Annotated in this window: 15 protein-coding genes; 12 read left to right on the top strand and 3 right to left on the bottom strand. The window is 65.5% G+C overall.

All coding sequences use genetic code 11. The features are described from left to right. Positions 1-21 precede the first annotated feature (21 nt). The 12 genes from frr to HB634_RS11660 all read left to right on the top strand — a co-directional run bounded on the left by frr (position 22) and on the right by HB634_RS11660 (position 12,009). Positions 22-579 carry a ribosome recycling factor gene (gene frr / locus HB634_RS11715; RefSeq protein ID WP_063574122.1) on the top strand — a complete coding sequence of 186 codons (558 nt, stop codon included), beginning with the start codon at positions 22-24 and terminating at the stop codon, positions 577-579. A 21-nt stretch (positions 580-600) separates the two neighbouring features. Next, complete coding sequence (uppS, locus tag HB634_RS11710; RefSeq protein ID WP_213948693.1) at positions 601-1,338, top strand: polyprenyl diphosphate synthase; 738 nt, start codon at positions 601-603, stop codon at positions 1,336-1,338. Positions 1,339-1,350: 12 nt separating this feature from the next. Beyond that, positions 1,351-2,169 carry a phosphatidate cytidylyltransferase gene (locus HB634_RS11705; protein ID WP_213948692.1) on the top strand — a complete coding sequence of 273 codons (819 nt, stop codon included), beginning with the start codon at positions 1,351-1,353 and terminating at the stop codon, positions 2,167-2,169. A gap of 8 nt (positions 2,170-2,177) precedes the next feature. Beyond that, positions 2,178-3,356 carry a 1-deoxy-D-xylulose-5-phosphate reductoisomerase gene (locus HB634_RS11700; protein WP_213948831.1) on the top strand — a complete coding sequence of 393 codons (1,179 nt, stop codon included), beginning with the start codon at positions 2,178-2,180 and terminating at the stop codon, positions 3,354-3,356. A 45-nt stretch (positions 3,357-3,401) separates the two neighbouring features. Continuing rightward, positions 3,402-4,745: an RIP metalloprotease RseP gene (gene rseP / locus HB634_RS11695; RefSeq protein WP_213948691.1), complete on the top strand. Its 1,344-nt coding sequence runs from the start codon at positions 3,402-3,404 to the stop codon at positions 4,743-4,745. Between the two features lie 138 nt (positions 4,746-4,883). After that, positions 4,884-7,310 (top strand): outer membrane protein assembly factor BamA, encoded by a 2,427-nt coding sequence (gene bamA, locus HB634_RS11690; protein WP_213948690.1) that lies wholly within the window; start codon positions 4,884-4,886, stop codon positions 7,308-7,310. Positions 7,311-7,368: 58 nt separating this feature from the next. Further along, complete coding sequence (lpxD, locus tag HB634_RS11685; protein ID WP_063573125.1) at positions 7,369-8,409, top strand: UDP-3-O-(3-hydroxymyristoyl)glucosamine N-acyltransferase; 1,041 nt, start codon at positions 7,369-7,371, stop codon at positions 8,407-8,409. Then, complete coding sequence (gene fabZ / locus HB634_RS11680) at positions 8,406-8,879, top strand: 3-hydroxyacyl-ACP dehydratase FabZ (protein WP_063573126.1); 474 nt, start codon at positions 8,406-8,408, stop codon at positions 8,877-8,879. Before lpxD ends, fabZ begins: the two co-directional genes overlap by 4 nt. After that, the gene (gene lpxA / locus HB634_RS11675; protein WP_213948689.1) at positions 8,876-9,649 is read left to right on the top strand and encodes an acyl-ACP--UDP-N-acetylglucosamine O-acyltransferase; all 774 of its coding nucleotides are present in this window, start codon (positions 8,876-8,878) and stop codon (positions 9,647-9,649) included. Before fabZ ends, lpxA begins: the two co-directional genes overlap by 4 nt. Positions 9,650-9,653: 4 nt before the next feature. Next, the gene (lpxB, locus tag HB634_RS11670; protein ID WP_213948688.1) at positions 9,654-10,880 is read left to right on the top strand and encodes a lipid-A-disaccharide synthase; all 1,227 of its coding nucleotides are present in this window, start codon (positions 9,654-9,656) and stop codon (positions 10,878-10,880) included. 9 nt (positions 10,881-10,889) lie between these two features. Then, positions 10,890-11,537: a ribonuclease HII gene (gene rnhB / locus HB634_RS11665; RefSeq protein ID WP_213948687.1), complete on the top strand. Its 648-nt coding sequence runs from the start codon at positions 10,890-10,892 to the stop codon at positions 11,535-11,537. 106 nt (positions 11,538-11,643) lie between these two features. Beyond that, positions 11,644-12,009 carry a hypothetical protein gene (locus tag HB634_RS11660; protein ID WP_213948686.1) on the top strand — a complete coding sequence of 122 codons (366 nt, stop codon included), beginning with the start codon at positions 11,644-11,646 and terminating at the stop codon, positions 12,007-12,009. 4 nt (positions 12,010-12,013) lie between these two features. Here the strand turns inward: HB634_RS11660 and HB634_RS11655 are convergent, their stop codons facing one another. Genes HB634_RS11655 through HB634_RS11645 form a run of 3 tightly spaced genes read right to left on the bottom strand, consistent with a single transcriptional unit; the run spans position 12,014 to position 14,625 of the window. Further along, a complete protein-coding gene (locus tag HB634_RS11655) occupies positions 12,014-13,204 on the bottom strand; it encodes a molybdopterin molybdotransferase MoeA (protein ID WP_213948685.1) in 1,191 nt (396 codons plus the stop codon). Further along, on the bottom strand, positions 13,205-14,143 hold the full coding sequence (gene moaCB, locus HB634_RS11650; protein ID WP_063573823.1) for a bifunctional molybdenum cofactor biosynthesis protein MoaC/MoaB: 939 nt from the start codon (positions 14,141-14,143) through the stop codon (positions 13,205-13,207). It lies immediately after the preceding gene. Next, entirely contained in the window at positions 14,140-14,625 is a 486-nt protein-coding gene (locus HB634_RS11645) for a molybdenum cofactor biosynthesis protein MoaE (protein WP_213948684.1), read from the bottom strand. Before HB634_RS11645 ends, moaCB begins: the two co-directional genes overlap by 4 nt. Positions 14,626-14,627: the final 2 nt, after the last annotated feature.

Here is a 14,627-nt window from a genome sequence, read left to right as displayed (position 1 = left end):
TGATCCACCGGAATCCCGCCCATGATCAACGACATCAAAGCCGATGCCCAGACCCGCATGGGCAAGAGCATCGAGTCTCTCAAGCACGACCTGAAGACGATTCGCACCGGTCGCGCGAATGCGTCCATCCTCGACAATATCGTCGTGCCCTATTACGGCACCCCGACGCCGCTGTCCCAGGTGGCCAACGTGTCCACGCCGGATGCCCGCTCGCTGTCCATCAAGCCGTTCGACAAGGCGATGGTCGGACCGATCGAGAAGGCCATCATGGCATCCGATCTGGGCATCACGCCGACGACCATGGGCATGGACATCCGCCTCAACTTTCCGCCCCCGACCGAGGAGCGCCGCAGGGAGCTCGCCAAGACCGTGTCGAAGGAAGGCGAGGCTGCCAAGATCGCCATCCGCAACGTTCGTCGCGACGCCGTCCAGCACGTGGCCAAGCTGCTCAAGGACAAGACCGTTACGGAAGACGACCAGAAGCGCGCCGACGCCGACATCCAGACCCTCACGGACAAGTTCGTGAAGGAAGTGGACGACGTCGTCAAGGAAAAGGAAAAGGAGCTGATGGCGCTCTGACGCGCCATCGGATCAGCCGCCATGGCAGCCAAGCCCGACGCACGGGTTCCCCGTCACCTGGCCATCGTCATGGACGGAAACGGTCGCTGGGCGAAGCAACGGCTGCGTCCGCGCACGTTCGGCCATCACGCCGGCCAGAAGGCGGTCAAGGAAGCGGTCGAGTTCTGCCTGCGCCGGGGTATCGCGTCGCTTACGCTGTTCGCCTTCTCCAGCGAGAACTGGAATCGCCCGGCGACCGAGGTCTCGGCGCTTATGGAACTGTTTCTCAAGGCGATCGACAAGGAAGTCGACGAGCTGCACACCAACGGTGTCCGCATCCGCTTCGTCGGCGACCTCGACGCGTTCGCTCCCGAACTGCGCGCGCGCATGCTGGGTGCCATGGACCGCACGTCCGGCAACACTGCCCTGAACATGAACGTCGCCGTGAATTACGGCGGCCGCTGGGACATCGCCAACGCCGCGCGCCTCGCCATGGAAGCGATTGCCCGGGGTGAATTCGCCGCGGCCGAACTGGACGAAGCGCGACTCCATCGTTACACCTGTCTCGCCGATCAACCGCCGCTCGACCTGTTCATCCGCACGGGCGGTGAGCACCGGGTCAGCAACTTCCTGCTCTGGCAGCTTGCCTATGCCGAGCTCTATTTCACCGACACCCTGTGGCCCGACGTCGACCAGGCCTGCCTCTCCGAGGCTCTCGACGACTATGCCCGCCGCGAGCGCCGCTACGGCCGCACCGGTGAGCAGGTCGCCACGGGTTAACGCCGGAAACTCATGCTCAAGCAACGTATCCTCACTGCCGCCGTCCTCATTCCGGTCGTCCTGGCGCTGATCCTCCTGCCGCCTACCGGCTTCTTCGCGGCACTCATCGCGATCGTCTTCGTGGGAGCCGCCTGGGAGTGGAGCCAGCTCGCCGGAAGCCGCACCGCGGTCGGCCAGGGCATCGTCGCGGCCGTCGCCGCCGCCATGCTGCTCGCCCTCCTTCTCGTGTGGACGCCGGGGCTGCTCACCGCACTGACCCTCGCCGGCGTGGCCTGGTGGATCGGCTGCTGCTTCTGGTTGCGTAATTTCACTTTCGCCGCCGCTCCCAACGCCGAAAACCGCATGCTCAAGCTGGGCGTGGGCGTCCTGGTCATCGTACCGACCCTGGCCGCGGCCATGGCGATGCACGCAAGCGATCACGGCCACTGGTGGACGCTCCTGGGGCTGGTCATCGTCTGGTTCGCCGATACCGGCGCCTATTTCAGCGGCCGCTATTTCGGTCGGCGCAAACTGGCGCCGCGCATCAGCCCGGGAAAGACCTGGGCCGGTGTCTACGGCGCCATCGTCGCCGGTTCGTTCATCACGGTGCTGGGCGGCTACCTGATCGGCGTGCGCGAGACCTCGCAGCTTGTCGGGCTCGCCGTCCTCGGCGTGGTGACCGTCGGTTTTTCCGTGGTCGGCGACCTGTTCGAGAGCCTGATGAAGCGCCATGCAGCCGTAAAGGACTCCGGTAGCCTGTTCCCGGGGCACGGCGGCCTGCTCGACCGCCTCGACAGCGTGTTCGCCGCCCTGCCGGTCTTCGCGGCGGGCAAAATGTTGCTGGGCCTGTAGCCATGGCTATTCGTCAGGTTGCGGTCCTCGGTGCCACCGGTTCCATCGGCGGCAGCACGCTCGATGTCATCGCCCGCCACCCCGACCGTTTCCGCGCCAGCGTGCTCGTGGCCAACCAGAGCAGCGAGGCATTGGCGGCGCTGTGCGAACGCTTTCGCCCCGACCTCGCGATCGTTGCCGACCCGGGCATGGAGGCCGACCTCGTCCGTCGACTTGCCGCCGCCGGCGTGCGTTGCGATGTCGCCTCGGGCGCTGACGCCGTCACGGCCGCAGCGGCCGGCCCGCTATGCGACACCGTGGTGGCTGCCATCGTCGGCGCGGCCGGGCTCGACTCGACCTTCGCTGTCGCGCGCGCCGGCAAGCGCCTCCTGCTGGCAAACAAGGAATCCGTCGTCATGGGCGGCGCCTTGCTGCTCGAGGCCCTGCGGCAGGGCGGTGGCGAGCTCTTTCCGGTCGATTCCGAACACAACGCGATCTTCCAGTGCCTGCCCGGCGGCCGACCCGATCTCGCCCGGGCCGGGGTTCGGCGCCTGGTGCTGACCGCCTCCGGTGGGCCGTTCCGCGGCCGCACGCGCGCCGATCTCGGCACGATCACCCCCGACGAAGCCTGCGCCCATCCGAAGTGGTCGATGGGCCGGAAAATCTCGGTCGACTCGGCCACGCTGATGAACAAGGGACTCGAAGTCATCGAGGCACACCATCTGTTCGCCGCGCCGGTCGACCGCATCGAGGTCGTGGTCCATCCGCAGAGCCTGATCCACTCGATGGTCGACTACATCGACGGATCCATGCTGGCCCAGCTTGGCAATCCGGATATGCGCACGGCCATCTCCTGCGCGCTGGCGTGGCCCGAGCGCATCGACGCCGGGGTCGCCCCGCTGGATCTGGCCGCACATGCCCGGCTGGACTTCGAAAAGCCCGACACCGATACCTTTCGCTGCCTCGCGCTGGCCTTCCAGGCGCTGCGGGCGGGTGGCGATGCCACCACGATCCTGAACGCGGCCAACGAAATTGCCGTGGGTGCGTTCCTTGCCGGGACCCTGCCGTTCCTGGGCATCGCCGAACTCGTCGAACGGGTTCTTGAGGAACTGCCGGCCGAACCCGTGGTCGATGTCCAGACCCTTGTAGAGCGCGACGCTGCCGCCAGGCGGTCGGCGCGGGACGTTCTGCACCGCGCTTACTGCTAAACTCGCTCTACCCAACGACTTTTTTTTCGAGACCCTCCCTCTCCGATGAGCCCCTTCCTAGGTTCCGTGTTCTGGCTACTGGTCACGCTTGGCGTGCTGGTGACCTTCCACGAATTCGGCCATTACTGGGTCGCGCGCCGCTGCGGCGTGCGCGTACTCCGCTTCTCGGTCGGCTTTGGCCGCCCGCTGTGGCGCCGCGTGGCAAAGGACGGCACCGAGTACCAGGTGGCGGCCATCCCGCTGGGCGGCTACGTAAAGATGCTCGACGCCCGCGAAGGCGAGGTCGATCCCTCCGAGCGCGGCCAGGAGTTCACCGGCAAGTCGGTCTGGAAGCGGATCGCCATCGTTGCGGCCGGTCCGGCCTTCAACCTCATTTTTACCGTCGCCGCCTTCTGGGCGATGTACATGATCGGCAAGCCCGACGTGGCGCCCATCGTCAACGCGGCGACCGGCACCATCGCTGCACAGGCCGGCATCCGTCCCGGCGACCGCCTGATCGCCATGAACGGCTCCCCTGTCGCGACCGGAAGTGACGCGTTTGAAGTCCTCTACAACGGCATGCTCGGCAGCGATCCCATGCCGGTCCGCGTGCGAGGCACGGACGGCGCTGAGCGCGATGTCGTCCTTCCGCTGCAGAAGCTTGCAGGCGAAAGTGACATCGCCAAGAAAGTCGGCCAACTGGGTCTGACCCTGCAGACCCCGCCACTCGTCGGCGATGTCATGCCCGGCGACCCCGCCGCCCTGGCCGGCATCCACCCGGGTGATCGCATCGTCAGTGTCAACGGCAAGCCGGTCGCGGACTTCGACACCTTCACCAAGCTGGTCCCCGAGCAGGCAGTGATCTCGCCGACGCTCGCCGTGGTCATCGAGCGCGCCGGCGCCAGGCAGACGCTCGACATCACCGCCCAGAAGAAGTCCGAGCGCGGCGAGCCGACCCGCTGGATGATCGGCATCAGCGCCAGGGCACCGGAGACCGCCACCCTACGCTACGGTCCGGTCCGCGCCTTCAGCGAATCGCTGCAGACGACCTGGAACGGCACCGTCTCCACCTTCAACCTGATCGGCAAGATGCTCTCGGGGCAGGCTTCGACCAAGAACCTGTCCGGCGTCATCGGCATTGCCCAGGTCGCCAACGATTCGGCCAACCGCGGCCTGGGGTGGTTCCTGAACTTCCTCGGTCTGGTGTCGCTGAGCCTGGCCATCCTTAACCTGTTGCCCATCCCGGTCTTGGACGGTGGACACCTGCTGTATTACCTTATCGAGTTGGTCAAAGGCAGCCCGGTCAGCGAACGCACCATGATCGCCGGCCAGTACGTCGGGCTTGCCCTGCTGTTCACGCTGATGGGGCTGGCGTTTTTCAACGACATCCAGCGAATGATCGTCTCGTGACGAGGCATCCGTATTACCCCGGCCCTGGGCGCTCGCGCGTCCATGGCCAGACGACGCCGGGCATGAGCCCTGCGCGTGCTCCTATTCGGTCGCCGGCCTCGTCCGCCGGCTTCTGGTCTTAACTCAACGGAATCGACGATGAAGCGTATCGCCGCCCTGATCCTGCTCGCCTCCCTGTCTGCCAATGCGCTTGCTTTTGAGCCGTTCGTCGTCTCCGATATCCGTATCGACGGTCTCACCCGCATTGCCCAGGGCACGGTGCTGAGCTATCTGCCGATCGAGAAGGGCGAGTCCTTGACCGACGAGAAAGCCCAGGCCGCCATTCGCGCCCTGTACCAGACAAAATTCTTCAGCGACGTGGAAATTGAACGCCAGGGCGACATTCTGGTGATCAAGGTCACCGAGCGTCCGGCCATCGCCAAGCTCACGCTTCGCGGCAACAAGGACATCAAGGAAGACGACCTGCGCAAGGGTCTGAAGGAGATCGGTCTGTCCGAAGGTGAAACCTTCGACCGCCTCTCCCTCGACCGCGTCCAGCAGGAACTCATCCGCCAGTATTACAACCGCGGCAAGTACAACGTGTCGGTCATCCCGCACGTCACGCCGCTGGACCGTAATCGCGTGGCCATCGACATCGAAATCCGCGAAGGCAAGGCGGCGAAGATCAAGGAGATCAACGTCGTCGGCAACAAGGCCTTCACCGACAAGGCCATCCGCGATGGCTTCGAATCGAACACGTCCAACTGGCTGTCCTGGTATTCCAAGGACGACCAGTACTCCCGCGAAAAGCTCTCCGGCGATCTGGAGAAGCTCAGCAACTACTACATGAATCGCGGCTACGCCGACTTCGGTGTCGACTCCACCCAGGTGGCGATCAGCCCGGACAAGCGCGCGATGTACATCGACGCGAGCGTCAAGGAAGGCGAGGTCTACACCGTCTCCGACGTCCATCTGCTCGGTGAGCTGATCCTGCCGGAAGACACCCTGCGCAAGCTGGTGTACATCCACAAGGGCGACACCTTCAACCGTGCCGCCATCGAGGCCAGCACCGACGCGATCAAGGCCATCCTCGCCAACATCGGCTACGCCTTCGCCAAGGTGACGCCGGTGCCGAAGCTGGACAAGGACAAGCGCACCGCCGACCTCACGCTCTTCATCGAGCCGGGCAAGCGCGTTTACGTGCGCCGCGTGGTCTTCCAGGGCAATACCCGCACGGAAGACGAGGTCCTGCGTCGTGAAATGCGCCAGCTCGAGGGCGCCTGGTACTCGCAGGGTGCGATCGACCGCTCGAAGACGCGCCTGCAGCGCCTCGGTTACTTCAAGACCGTCGACATCGACAAGGCGCTCGTGCCGGGTACCGTCGACCAGGTCGACCTGACCGCGAAGGTCGAGGAACAGTCGGCGGGTTCGCTGATGTTCGGCGTGGGCTACTCGCAGTACTCGGGCATCATCCTGTCGGCCTCGATCTCGCAGAACAACTTCCTGGGTACGGGTGACCGCTTCTCCATCGGCGCGGAAACCAGCACGTACTACAAGCGCATCAATGCGAGCTACACGAATCCGTACCTCACCGATTCAGGCGTGCAGATCGGCTACAACGTCGGCTACAGCAAGCTGGATTACGGCGACACCGACCTGGCGAACTACACGTACAGCACCAAATCGTTCCAGACGACGCTGTCGATCCCGATCTCCGACTTCGATTCGCTGACCACCAGCCTCGGCGTCAGCTCGAACCTGATCAACACTTCCGTGTACACGCCAGCCCAGCTGGTGGCGTACCAGAATGCCGTCGGTAACAAGACGATCCACTCGTGGACATCGAGCCTGGGCTTTACGCACGACACACGTAACAGCTATTGGGCCCCGACCCGCGGCGGCCAGCTGACGCTGTCGGTCGACGGCGCACTGCCCGGTTCCACCGTGCAGTACTACAAGATCTTCGGCGAAGCCAACCACTATTGGCCGATCGGCAAGGGCTTCGTGCTCTATCTCGACGGTCAGGTCGGCTACGGCAAGACCTATGGCCAGACGTACGACCACGATGGTTACGCCTACAACCCGAACGACCCGAACAACCCGACCCTGATCTACTCCAAGGGCGAAAAGGTTGCCTTCCCGTTCTGGGAGAACTACTACGCCGGTGGTGTTCGTGACGTCCGTGGTTTCCAGGACAACACCCTGGGTCCCCGTCTCTGCGATGGCACCAGCACGAACGTGGGCGGCAAGCCCGACAAGAACGGCAATTGCAACGGCTACTACAGCTATGGCCAGCCGGTCGGTGGCGCCTTCAAGACCCTCGGCACGGCGCAGATGTTCCTGCCGCTGCCCTTCCTGAAGGACATCAACACCGCTCGCGTATCCTGGTTCGTCGACGTCGGCAACGTGTATTCGTCGTACTCGGCATTCAAGGCCAGCGACCTGCGCGCTTCGACGGGTCTCTCGCTGCAGTGGCAGGCGCCGATCGGTCCGCTGATCATCAACTTCGCCGTGCCGTTCCGTAAGCAGTCCGACGACGGCCGCTTTGTCGAGCGTATTCAGTTCACCTTCGGCAGCCAGCTCTAAGGCTTACAAGTCGCTAGAATCGAGGGGTGGTGCGGCTCCGGCCCACCACCCCTTTTTTATGGAGTGCCCCGTGAGCGGAAATCCGCAATACACCCTGGCCGAGCTGGCTGAACGTTTCGGCCTCGAAGCCCACGGCGATCCCGCCACGGTCGTGGATGGCGTCGGCACCTTGTCCGCAGCCACCGCATCTCAGTTCACTTTCCTGTCGAATCCGAAGTACACCTCGCAACTGGCCGAATCACAGGCCGGCATCGTCGTGCTCACCGAGGAGGCTCTTGCCCTGCGCAAGGGTGCGGCACTCGTCGCGAAGGATCCCTACGTCGCCTACGCGAAAATCGCCGCACTGTTCGAGCGTGTCGCCGCCGCACCGCGTGGCATCCATCCCAGCGCCGTCGTTTCACCGTCCGCGCGCGTGCACCCCACGGCCAGCGTCGGCCCGTGCTGCGTCGTGGACGAAGGTGCCGTGATCGAGGAAGGCGCCATCCTTGGACCTCATTGCGCCATCGGGCCGGGGTGCGTGGTCGGTGCAAACTCGCGACTGGTGGGCCGGGTGACCCTGGTCATCCGTGTCACGCTCGGCAAGCGAGTACTGGTTCACCCGGGCGCCGTCATCGGCTCCGACGGCTTCGGCCTGGCCTTCGACCGCGACCATTGGGTGAAACTGCCCCAGCTGGGTGGCGTGCGCATCGGCGACGATTGCGAAATCGGCGCCAACACCACCATCGACCGCGGTGCGCTCGACGATACCGTGCTCGAGGAGGATGTCCGCCTCGACAACCAGATCCAGATTGCGCACAACGTGCACATCGGCGCCCATACGGCCATGGCGGGCTGCTCCGCCGTCGCCGGTAGCGCGAAAATCGGTCGCTACTGCCTCATCGGTGGCAACGCCGGGGTCCTCGGCCACCTCGAACTGGCCGACCGGGTTACCATCACGGCGAAAAGCCTGGTCACCGCATCGATCAGGGAACCGGGCGAATATTCATCCGGCACACCGCTGCAGGACAACCGCCAGTGGCGGCGCAATGCGGCACGCTTCAAACATCTCGACGAGTACGCGCGCCGTCTGTCGGCGCTGGAAAAGGAAAAAGGGCAATGACCGATACGAATGCTGCCGTGAAGCTGCCGGTGGATGTGGAGCAAATCCAGCGGCTGCTGCCGCACCGCTACCCGTTCCTGCTGGTAGACCGGGTGATCGAACTCGATCCGGGCAAGAGCATCGCAGCGATCAAGAACGTCACGATCAACGAACCCTTCTTCCAGGGCCACTTCCCGGGCCACCCGGTCATGCCGGGCGTGCTGATCGTCGAAGCCATGGCGCAGACCGCCGGCCTTCTTACCCAGCTCACCAGCCAGATCGAAGGCCAGGGCGGCAGCCCGCTGTTCTATCTGGTGAAGGTCGACAACGCCCGCTTCTCGGCCGTCGTCGCGCCGGGCGACCAGCTCCGCCTGGAGGTATCGCTCAAGCGTCTCCTTCGTGGCATGGGCCTGTTCGAGGCCAGGGCTCTGGTCGATGGCAAGACGGTCGCGTCCTGCGAGCTCATGTGCGCCGCCAGGAGCGATAAATGATCCACCCCACCGCGCAGATCGATCCATCCGCGCGCATCGCGGACAACGTCAGCATCGGGGCGTTCAGCGTCATCGGTGCCGACGTTGTCATTGGCGAAGGCACGACTGTCGGTCCGCACGTGGTGATCGAAGGGCCGACCACCATCGGCCGCGACAACCGCATCTCTCAGTTCGCCTCCATCGGTGGTCCGCCGCAGGACAAGAAATGGCAAGGTGAACGCACCGAAGTCGTCATCGGCGACCGCAACCTCATCCGCGAGTTCGTCACGATCAATCGCGGTACGGGCGACGGCGGTGGCGTCACGCGCATCGGTAACGACAACTGGCTGCTCGCCTACGTGCACATCGCACACGACTGCCAGGTCGGCAACAACGTGGTTTTCTCGAACTACTCCGCACTCGCCGGTCATGCCGAGATCGGCGACTGGACGATCATGTCGGGCTATTCCGGCGTGCATCAGTTCTGCAAGGTCGGCGCTCACGCTTTCATCGGCATGGGCTGCCTGGTCGGCTCCGATGTACCGCCGTTCGTGATGATGGCGAACGAAACGCGCGGTCGTCCGCGCGGCATCAACAGCGAAGGGCTGAAGCGCCGCGGATTCGACACCGCCCGCATCGCTGCCATCAAGCGGGCCTACCGCACGCTGTACATGGGCGGCCTGCCGCTGGCCGAGGCCCGCGAACAGCTGCTCGCGCAGGCGGAGACCAGCGAGGATGTGCGCCAGATGCTCGAGTTCCTCGACCGCAGCGAGCGCGCGCTCGCCCGCTGACGTCATGCAGCCGATCCCGCCTTCCCCTGCCCTGCCGACGATCGCCCTGATCGCTGGCGAGGATTCCGGCGACCAACTCGGCGCGGACCTCATCGACGCCCTGCGCGAGCGATTTCCCGCCGCGCGCTTCGTGGGCATTGGCGGACCGCGCATGACGGCGCGTGGCTTCGAGTCCTGGTTCGACATCCGCGAACTGTCCGTCATGGGCTTTGCCGAAGTGGTCAAGCACCTCCCGCGCCTGCTGCGCCTGCGCAAGGCGCTTCTTCGCAAGCTTCTGGCAGCGCACCCCGACATCACCGTCGGTATCGATGCACCCGACTTCAACCTCGGCGTTGAGCGCAAGCTCAAGGCTGCCGGCTTGCACACGATCCACTATGTCAGTCCATCCGTATGGGCGTGGCGCGAGAAGCGCGCGGAGAAGATTGGCCAGTCCGCCGATCGCGTGCTCTGCCTGTTCCCCATGGAGCCGCCGATCTACGCGAAGCACGGCATCGACGCGCGCTTCGTCGGTCACCCCCTCGCCGATCGTTTCCCGATGGTATCCGACCGGGCCGCGCCTCGTGACGCGCTCGGCCTGCCACAGGATGCACCGGTCCTTGCCGTACTACCCGGTAGCCGGCCGAGCGAAATCGAACGTGTCGGCGCCATCTTCATCGCGGCGGCCAAGCGCGTTGCCATGGCGATGCCGGGCCTGCGTATCGTGGTGCCTGCCGCGAACGAGCGCGTTCATGCGCGACTAAAAGCCCTGCTGGCGGACTTCCCGGGCACACCCCCCCTGCTGATCGATGGCCACGCCCACGAGGTCATGCTCGCCGCCGATGTCGTTCTGCTCGCCTCGGGCACGGCGACCCTCGAAGCCATGCTGGCCAAGCGGCCGATGGTCGTCGGCTACCGCGTCTCGCCCACCAGCTATCGCATCGCCAAGGCGCTGCGCATGCTCAAGACCGACGTCTACAGCCTGCCGAACATCCTGGCCCGTGCCTGCGGGTTGGGCCGGCGCCTGCTCGTCCCCGAATTCATGCAGGACGACTGCACAACGGAAAATCTGGCCGATGCCACCCTGGCGCTACTGGGTGACAGCGAGCGCCGCGGTGCCGTGGTGGCCGCGTTCGAGTACCTGCACCAGGAGCTGCGCGGCGGCCTCGAGGGCCGCGCGGCTGACCACGCCGCTGACGCCATTGCCGAACTGATGTCCCCCACCGCCTTGCCGGCCGCCGGGCGTCAGGCCTAGGCTGCGCCCATGCCCCGCAAGCGCAATGTCAGCAGCCAGCTCAGCCGAGACCTCATCGTCGCCGGCGTGGACGAGGCCGGTCGCGGCCCGCTCGCCGGACCCGTGGTCGTCGCCGCCGTCATCCTCGACCCGATCCGGCCGATCCGCGGCCTCAACGACTCCAAACAGCTTGCCGAGGACGTACGCGAGAAGCTTTACGGCCGTATCGTCGAGCGCGCGCTGGCCTGGACCGTGATCTTTGTCGAGCGCGAGGAAATCGACCGGATAAACATCTTCCAGGCGACGATGGTGGGCATGACCCGTTCGTTGATGGGGCTTTCCCTGGCGCCCCAAATGGCCCTGATCGACGGCAATCGCCTGCCGCGCACGCTGCCCTGCGAGGGCCGCGCCGTCATTGGCGGCGACGCCACCGAGCCGGCGATCAGTGCCGCCTCGATCCTCGCCAAGGTCAGCCGCGACCGTCACATGCGTGCCCTCGATGCCGAGCACCCGGGCTACGGGTTCGCCAGGCACAAGGGCTACGGCGTTCCAGAGCATCTGGATGCCCTGGGCCGGCTCGGCCCTTGCGCCGCCCACCGGCGGAGCTTTGCGCCAGTCAGGCGATGGTTCGAGCCCGAGAGCGACGTCATCGGCGACCTGTTCGCCCCGGCCGTCTGAGCCCCCGGGACAAATCCGGCCTAAAGTCGACATTGAACCTGCCGATACGAAGGTTACGCGCCCTCACCAAGTGCGAGCCTTTCCCTATCGACGACAGGTAACACCCATGAAGAAGATCGCCATCGCCGCCGCGCTGTTTCTCGCCGCTCCGCTGTCCGCCCAGGCCGCCTGCGCCGCCAAGGATTTCACCATCGACGGCTTCGCCGTGAAGGTGCAGCAGGGCTCGGGCCAGCCGCGCTTCAGCATGAAGGGCAACCTCGTCAACAAGTGCCCCGAGGCCGCCGCAGCGCAGATTCGCATCGACGCCAAGGATTCGACCGGCAAGGTCATCGCCAGCAAGCAGGGCTGGCCGGCCGGTACCTCCAACATCGAGCCGGGCAAGAGCGTCGATTTCGACCTCGGCCGTCTCTTTCGCTACTCGGCGGATATGTCGGACTACACCGTGGTCGTGACCGACGTGAAGGCCTGGTAAGAGGTCAGATCGGGATCCACGAGACCCGCTCGCCGGGGGCGAAAGCCTCCGCGCGAGAGGGTAGCCAGACCAGCGCATGCGCCGAGGCAAGGTTGCTCAGCATGTGCGAGTCCTGATGGGGCAGCGCCTGCAGCATGACGACGCCGTCCTCGTTCCGTAGCCGCATCCGTACCAGTCGGTCGCGCTCCGCATCCGCGTCGACGGGCGCACCGAGGACACCCCGGCGCCATTTGGGCTGATCCGCCGTCTCACCTTCAAGGTGACCAAGCACGGCACGCGCATGGACGGCCAGACACACCAGCACGGCGGCCGGGTTGCCCGGCATGCCGAGCAACACCTTGCCCTCGCGCATGCCGAACCACAGCGGTTTTCCGGGCTTCTGCGCCACCTTCCAGAACACCTTGCGCACGCCGAGATGATCGGCAACCGCCGGCACGAAGTCGCGATCGCCGACGGAGACGCCACCGCTGGTCACAATGAGGTCGGCACTGTCGAGCGCCGCGCTCAGGGCTTCTTCAAGCGCCATCTCGTCGTCGCGTACATAGGCCACCACCGGCTCGCCATAGCCGTTTTCGACGAACCACGCGCGAAGCAGCGGCCCGTTGGCGTCGTAGACCATGCCGGGCGCCAGGGGCTCACCCGCGCGCACGACTTCATCGCCAGTAACGAGAACCGCGACCCGGGGGCGGCGGTAAACCTCGACACTTTCAATACCCGCCATGGCGAAGGCCGCGACGAGACCGGCCGTCACTCGCTGCCCGGCGTTCGCGATGATGCTGCCGGCCGCGAGTTCCTCGCCTTCGTAACGGATGGCTTCACCCTTTCGCACCGCCTCGGTAAGCACGATGCCGTTGCCCGTGCGTTCGACGATTTCCTGGCGCGCCACGGCATCCGCCCCTTCGGGGACAACGCCGCCGGTGAGGATCCGAACGGCCTGCCCCGATCCGACGATGACGTTGGCAGGATCGCCGGCCGCTGCCGTCCCGATCAGCGTCCTTTGCATCTGCCCATCGCTGGCAAGGAGGGCGTAGCCATCGACCGCGCTCTGGGTGAAACGTGGCAACGCGATGCGCGCCGTGGCCGCTTCGGCCAGCACCGCACCGAGGGCGAGTTCCACAGGCAGGCGATGCGTCGGCAAGCGGCCTACCCACTGCCGATAGAGTTCGAACGTTTCCGTGATCGGCAGCAAGGCCACTCAGTGCGCCTCGCCGTAACCGCCCGGATGTTGCCCGCCGGCACGGCCGGTTTCCAGCAGATGGATGAGCCCGGGCAACGTGGCCGAGAGCGACTCACTGGCGCCACCGCGACTACCCGGAAAGGTAAGGATCAGGCTGTCGCGGACGTAGCCGGCCACGCCACGCGACAGCATGGCGAACGGCATGCGCTGCTGACCGAAGGCGCGCGCGGTTTCCATGATGCCGGGGATCTCGACATCGAGCATCGGCTTGACGGTATCGACGGTGATGTCGTGTGGCCCGAGGCCCGTCCCGCCCACGGTGATGATCATGGCCGTATCGGCAGCGATGAGGGAACCGAGAAGGTCACCCAGTATGGCCGCGTCGTCGGGGATCACGGCGTACTCCACAGGGCCGAAGTTGGCCGCGACGAGGGCGTCACGCACCCAGGCTCCCGCGGTGTCGGGCTTTGCCCCACTGGCCACGGTGTCGGACAGGACCACGACCGCAGCGCTGCGCGCCACCGACAACGTCCGCTTGAAGTGTGACTTGCCGCCGGTCTTTCGCTCCAGGCGACAGTCTTCGATGTGCAATTCGTCCGGCTCGCAGTACGGCTTGAGCATGTCGTAGAGCGTGAGCGCGGCAAGGCTGGCCGCCGTCAACGCTTCCATCTCGACACCCGTGGGTCCGATCGTCTGCACCTCGGCCATGACCCGCACCGATGCGTCGGACAGTTCATAGGTAACCTCGGCGCGGTGGATCGGCAAGGGGTGGCACAGCGGAATGAGTTCATCCGTTCGCTTGGCCGCAAGGATGCCAGCGACGCGCGCCGTCTTCAGTGGATCGCCTTTCTCGGTATCTCCGCTGCGTAGCAGCTCGATGCAGTGGGCAGGCGCGTGCAGGGTGGCGGTGGCGCGGGCAACACGAAGGGAATCCGGCTTCTGGCTGACGTCTTTCATCCGTGGCTCGTATGCGAGTGGTGGCGATGCGACGGCGGCGGCGTCTCGTCGAGGTCGTCGCGAATGCAACATCCTTCGACGAAGGCGCTGCTGCCGTCGGTATAGAATTCTTCTTTCCAGATTGGCGCGCCGTGCTTCACGGCATCGACGGCATAGCGGCAGGCGTCGAAGGCTTCCGCCCGGTGTGGGGCGCGAACCACGCAGACGATCGCGATATCGCCGATCGACAGATCGCCGAGGCGATGCACGACGCGCACGTAGGGCACGCCATACTTCTCGCGCGTCGCCGCCTCCACCTCGCGAATGATCTTCGCCGCGAGCGGTTCATGGGCGGTGTATTTCAGATGCCGCACCGAACGCCCTTCGTGGTGATCGCGCACCGTGCCGACGAACAGCGCCAGGCCGCCGCACTCCGGGTGGGCATCCAGTTCAAGCAGGGGCTCCACGGTCACCGCATCGTGGGAAAGCACCGTACGTTCCATGT

Origin of the sequence: Luteibacter sp. dw_328 (assembly GCF_018449605.1) — a bacterium.
In the GTDB taxonomy this organism is placed as follows: Bacteria; Pseudomonadota; Gammaproteobacteria; order Xanthomonadales; family Rhodanobacteraceae; genus Luteibacter.
The sequence above is the reverse complement of the archived record's forward strand: the minus strand, read 5'-3'. Positions and strand labels throughout refer to the sequence as shown.

What these genes read in the sequence shown, in the direction of transcription:
- frr (WP_063574122.1), top strand. Translation starts at nt 22, where the DNA reads ATGATCAACGACATCAAAGCCGATGCCCAGACCCGCATGGGCAAGAGC.
- uppS (WP_213948693.1), top strand. Translation starts at nt 601, where the DNA reads ATGGCAGCCAAGCCCGACGCACGGGTTCCCCGTCACCTGGCCATCGTC.
- HB634_RS11705 (WP_213948692.1), top strand. Translation starts at nt 1,351, where the DNA reads ATGCTCAAGCAACGTATCCTCACTGCCGCCGTCCTCATTCCGGTCGTC.
- rseP (WP_213948691.1), top strand. Translation starts at nt 3,402, where the DNA reads ATGAGCCCCTTCCTAGGTTCCGTGTTCTGGCTACTGGTCACGCTTGGC.
- bamA (WP_213948690.1), top strand. Translation starts at nt 4,884, where the DNA reads ATGAAGCGTATCGCCGCCCTGATCCTGCTCGCCTCCCTGTCTGCCAAT.
- lpxD (WP_063573125.1), top strand. Translation starts at nt 7,369, where the DNA reads ATGGAGTGCCCCGTGAGCGGAAATCCGCAATACACCCTGGCCGAGCTG.
- fabZ (WP_063573126.1), top strand. Translation starts at nt 8,406, where the DNA reads ATGACCGATACGAATGCTGCCGTGAAGCTGCCGGTGGATGTGGAGCAA.
- lpxA (WP_213948689.1), top strand. Translation starts at nt 8,876, where the DNA reads ATGATCCACCCCACCGCGCAGATCGATCCATCCGCGCGCATCGCGGAC.
- lpxB (WP_213948688.1), top strand. Translation starts at nt 9,654, where the DNA reads ATGCAGCCGATCCCGCCTTCCCCTGCCCTGCCGACGATCGCCCTGATC.
- rnhB (WP_213948687.1), top strand. Translation starts at nt 10,890, where the DNA reads ATGCCCCGCAAGCGCAATGTCAGCAGCCAGCTCAGCCGAGACCTCATC.
- HB634_RS11660 (WP_213948686.1), top strand. Translation starts at nt 11,644, where the DNA reads ATGAAGAAGATCGCCATCGCCGCCGCGCTGTTTCTCGCCGCTCCGCTG.
- moaCB (WP_063573823.1), bottom strand. Translation starts at nt 14,143, where the DNA reads ATGAAAGACGTCAGCCAGAAGCCGGATTCCCTTCGTGTTGCCCGCGCC.
- HB634_RS11645 (WP_213948684.1), bottom strand. Translation starts at nt 14,625, where the DNA reads ATGGAACGTACGGTGCTTTCCCACGATGCGGTGACCGTGGAGCCCCTG.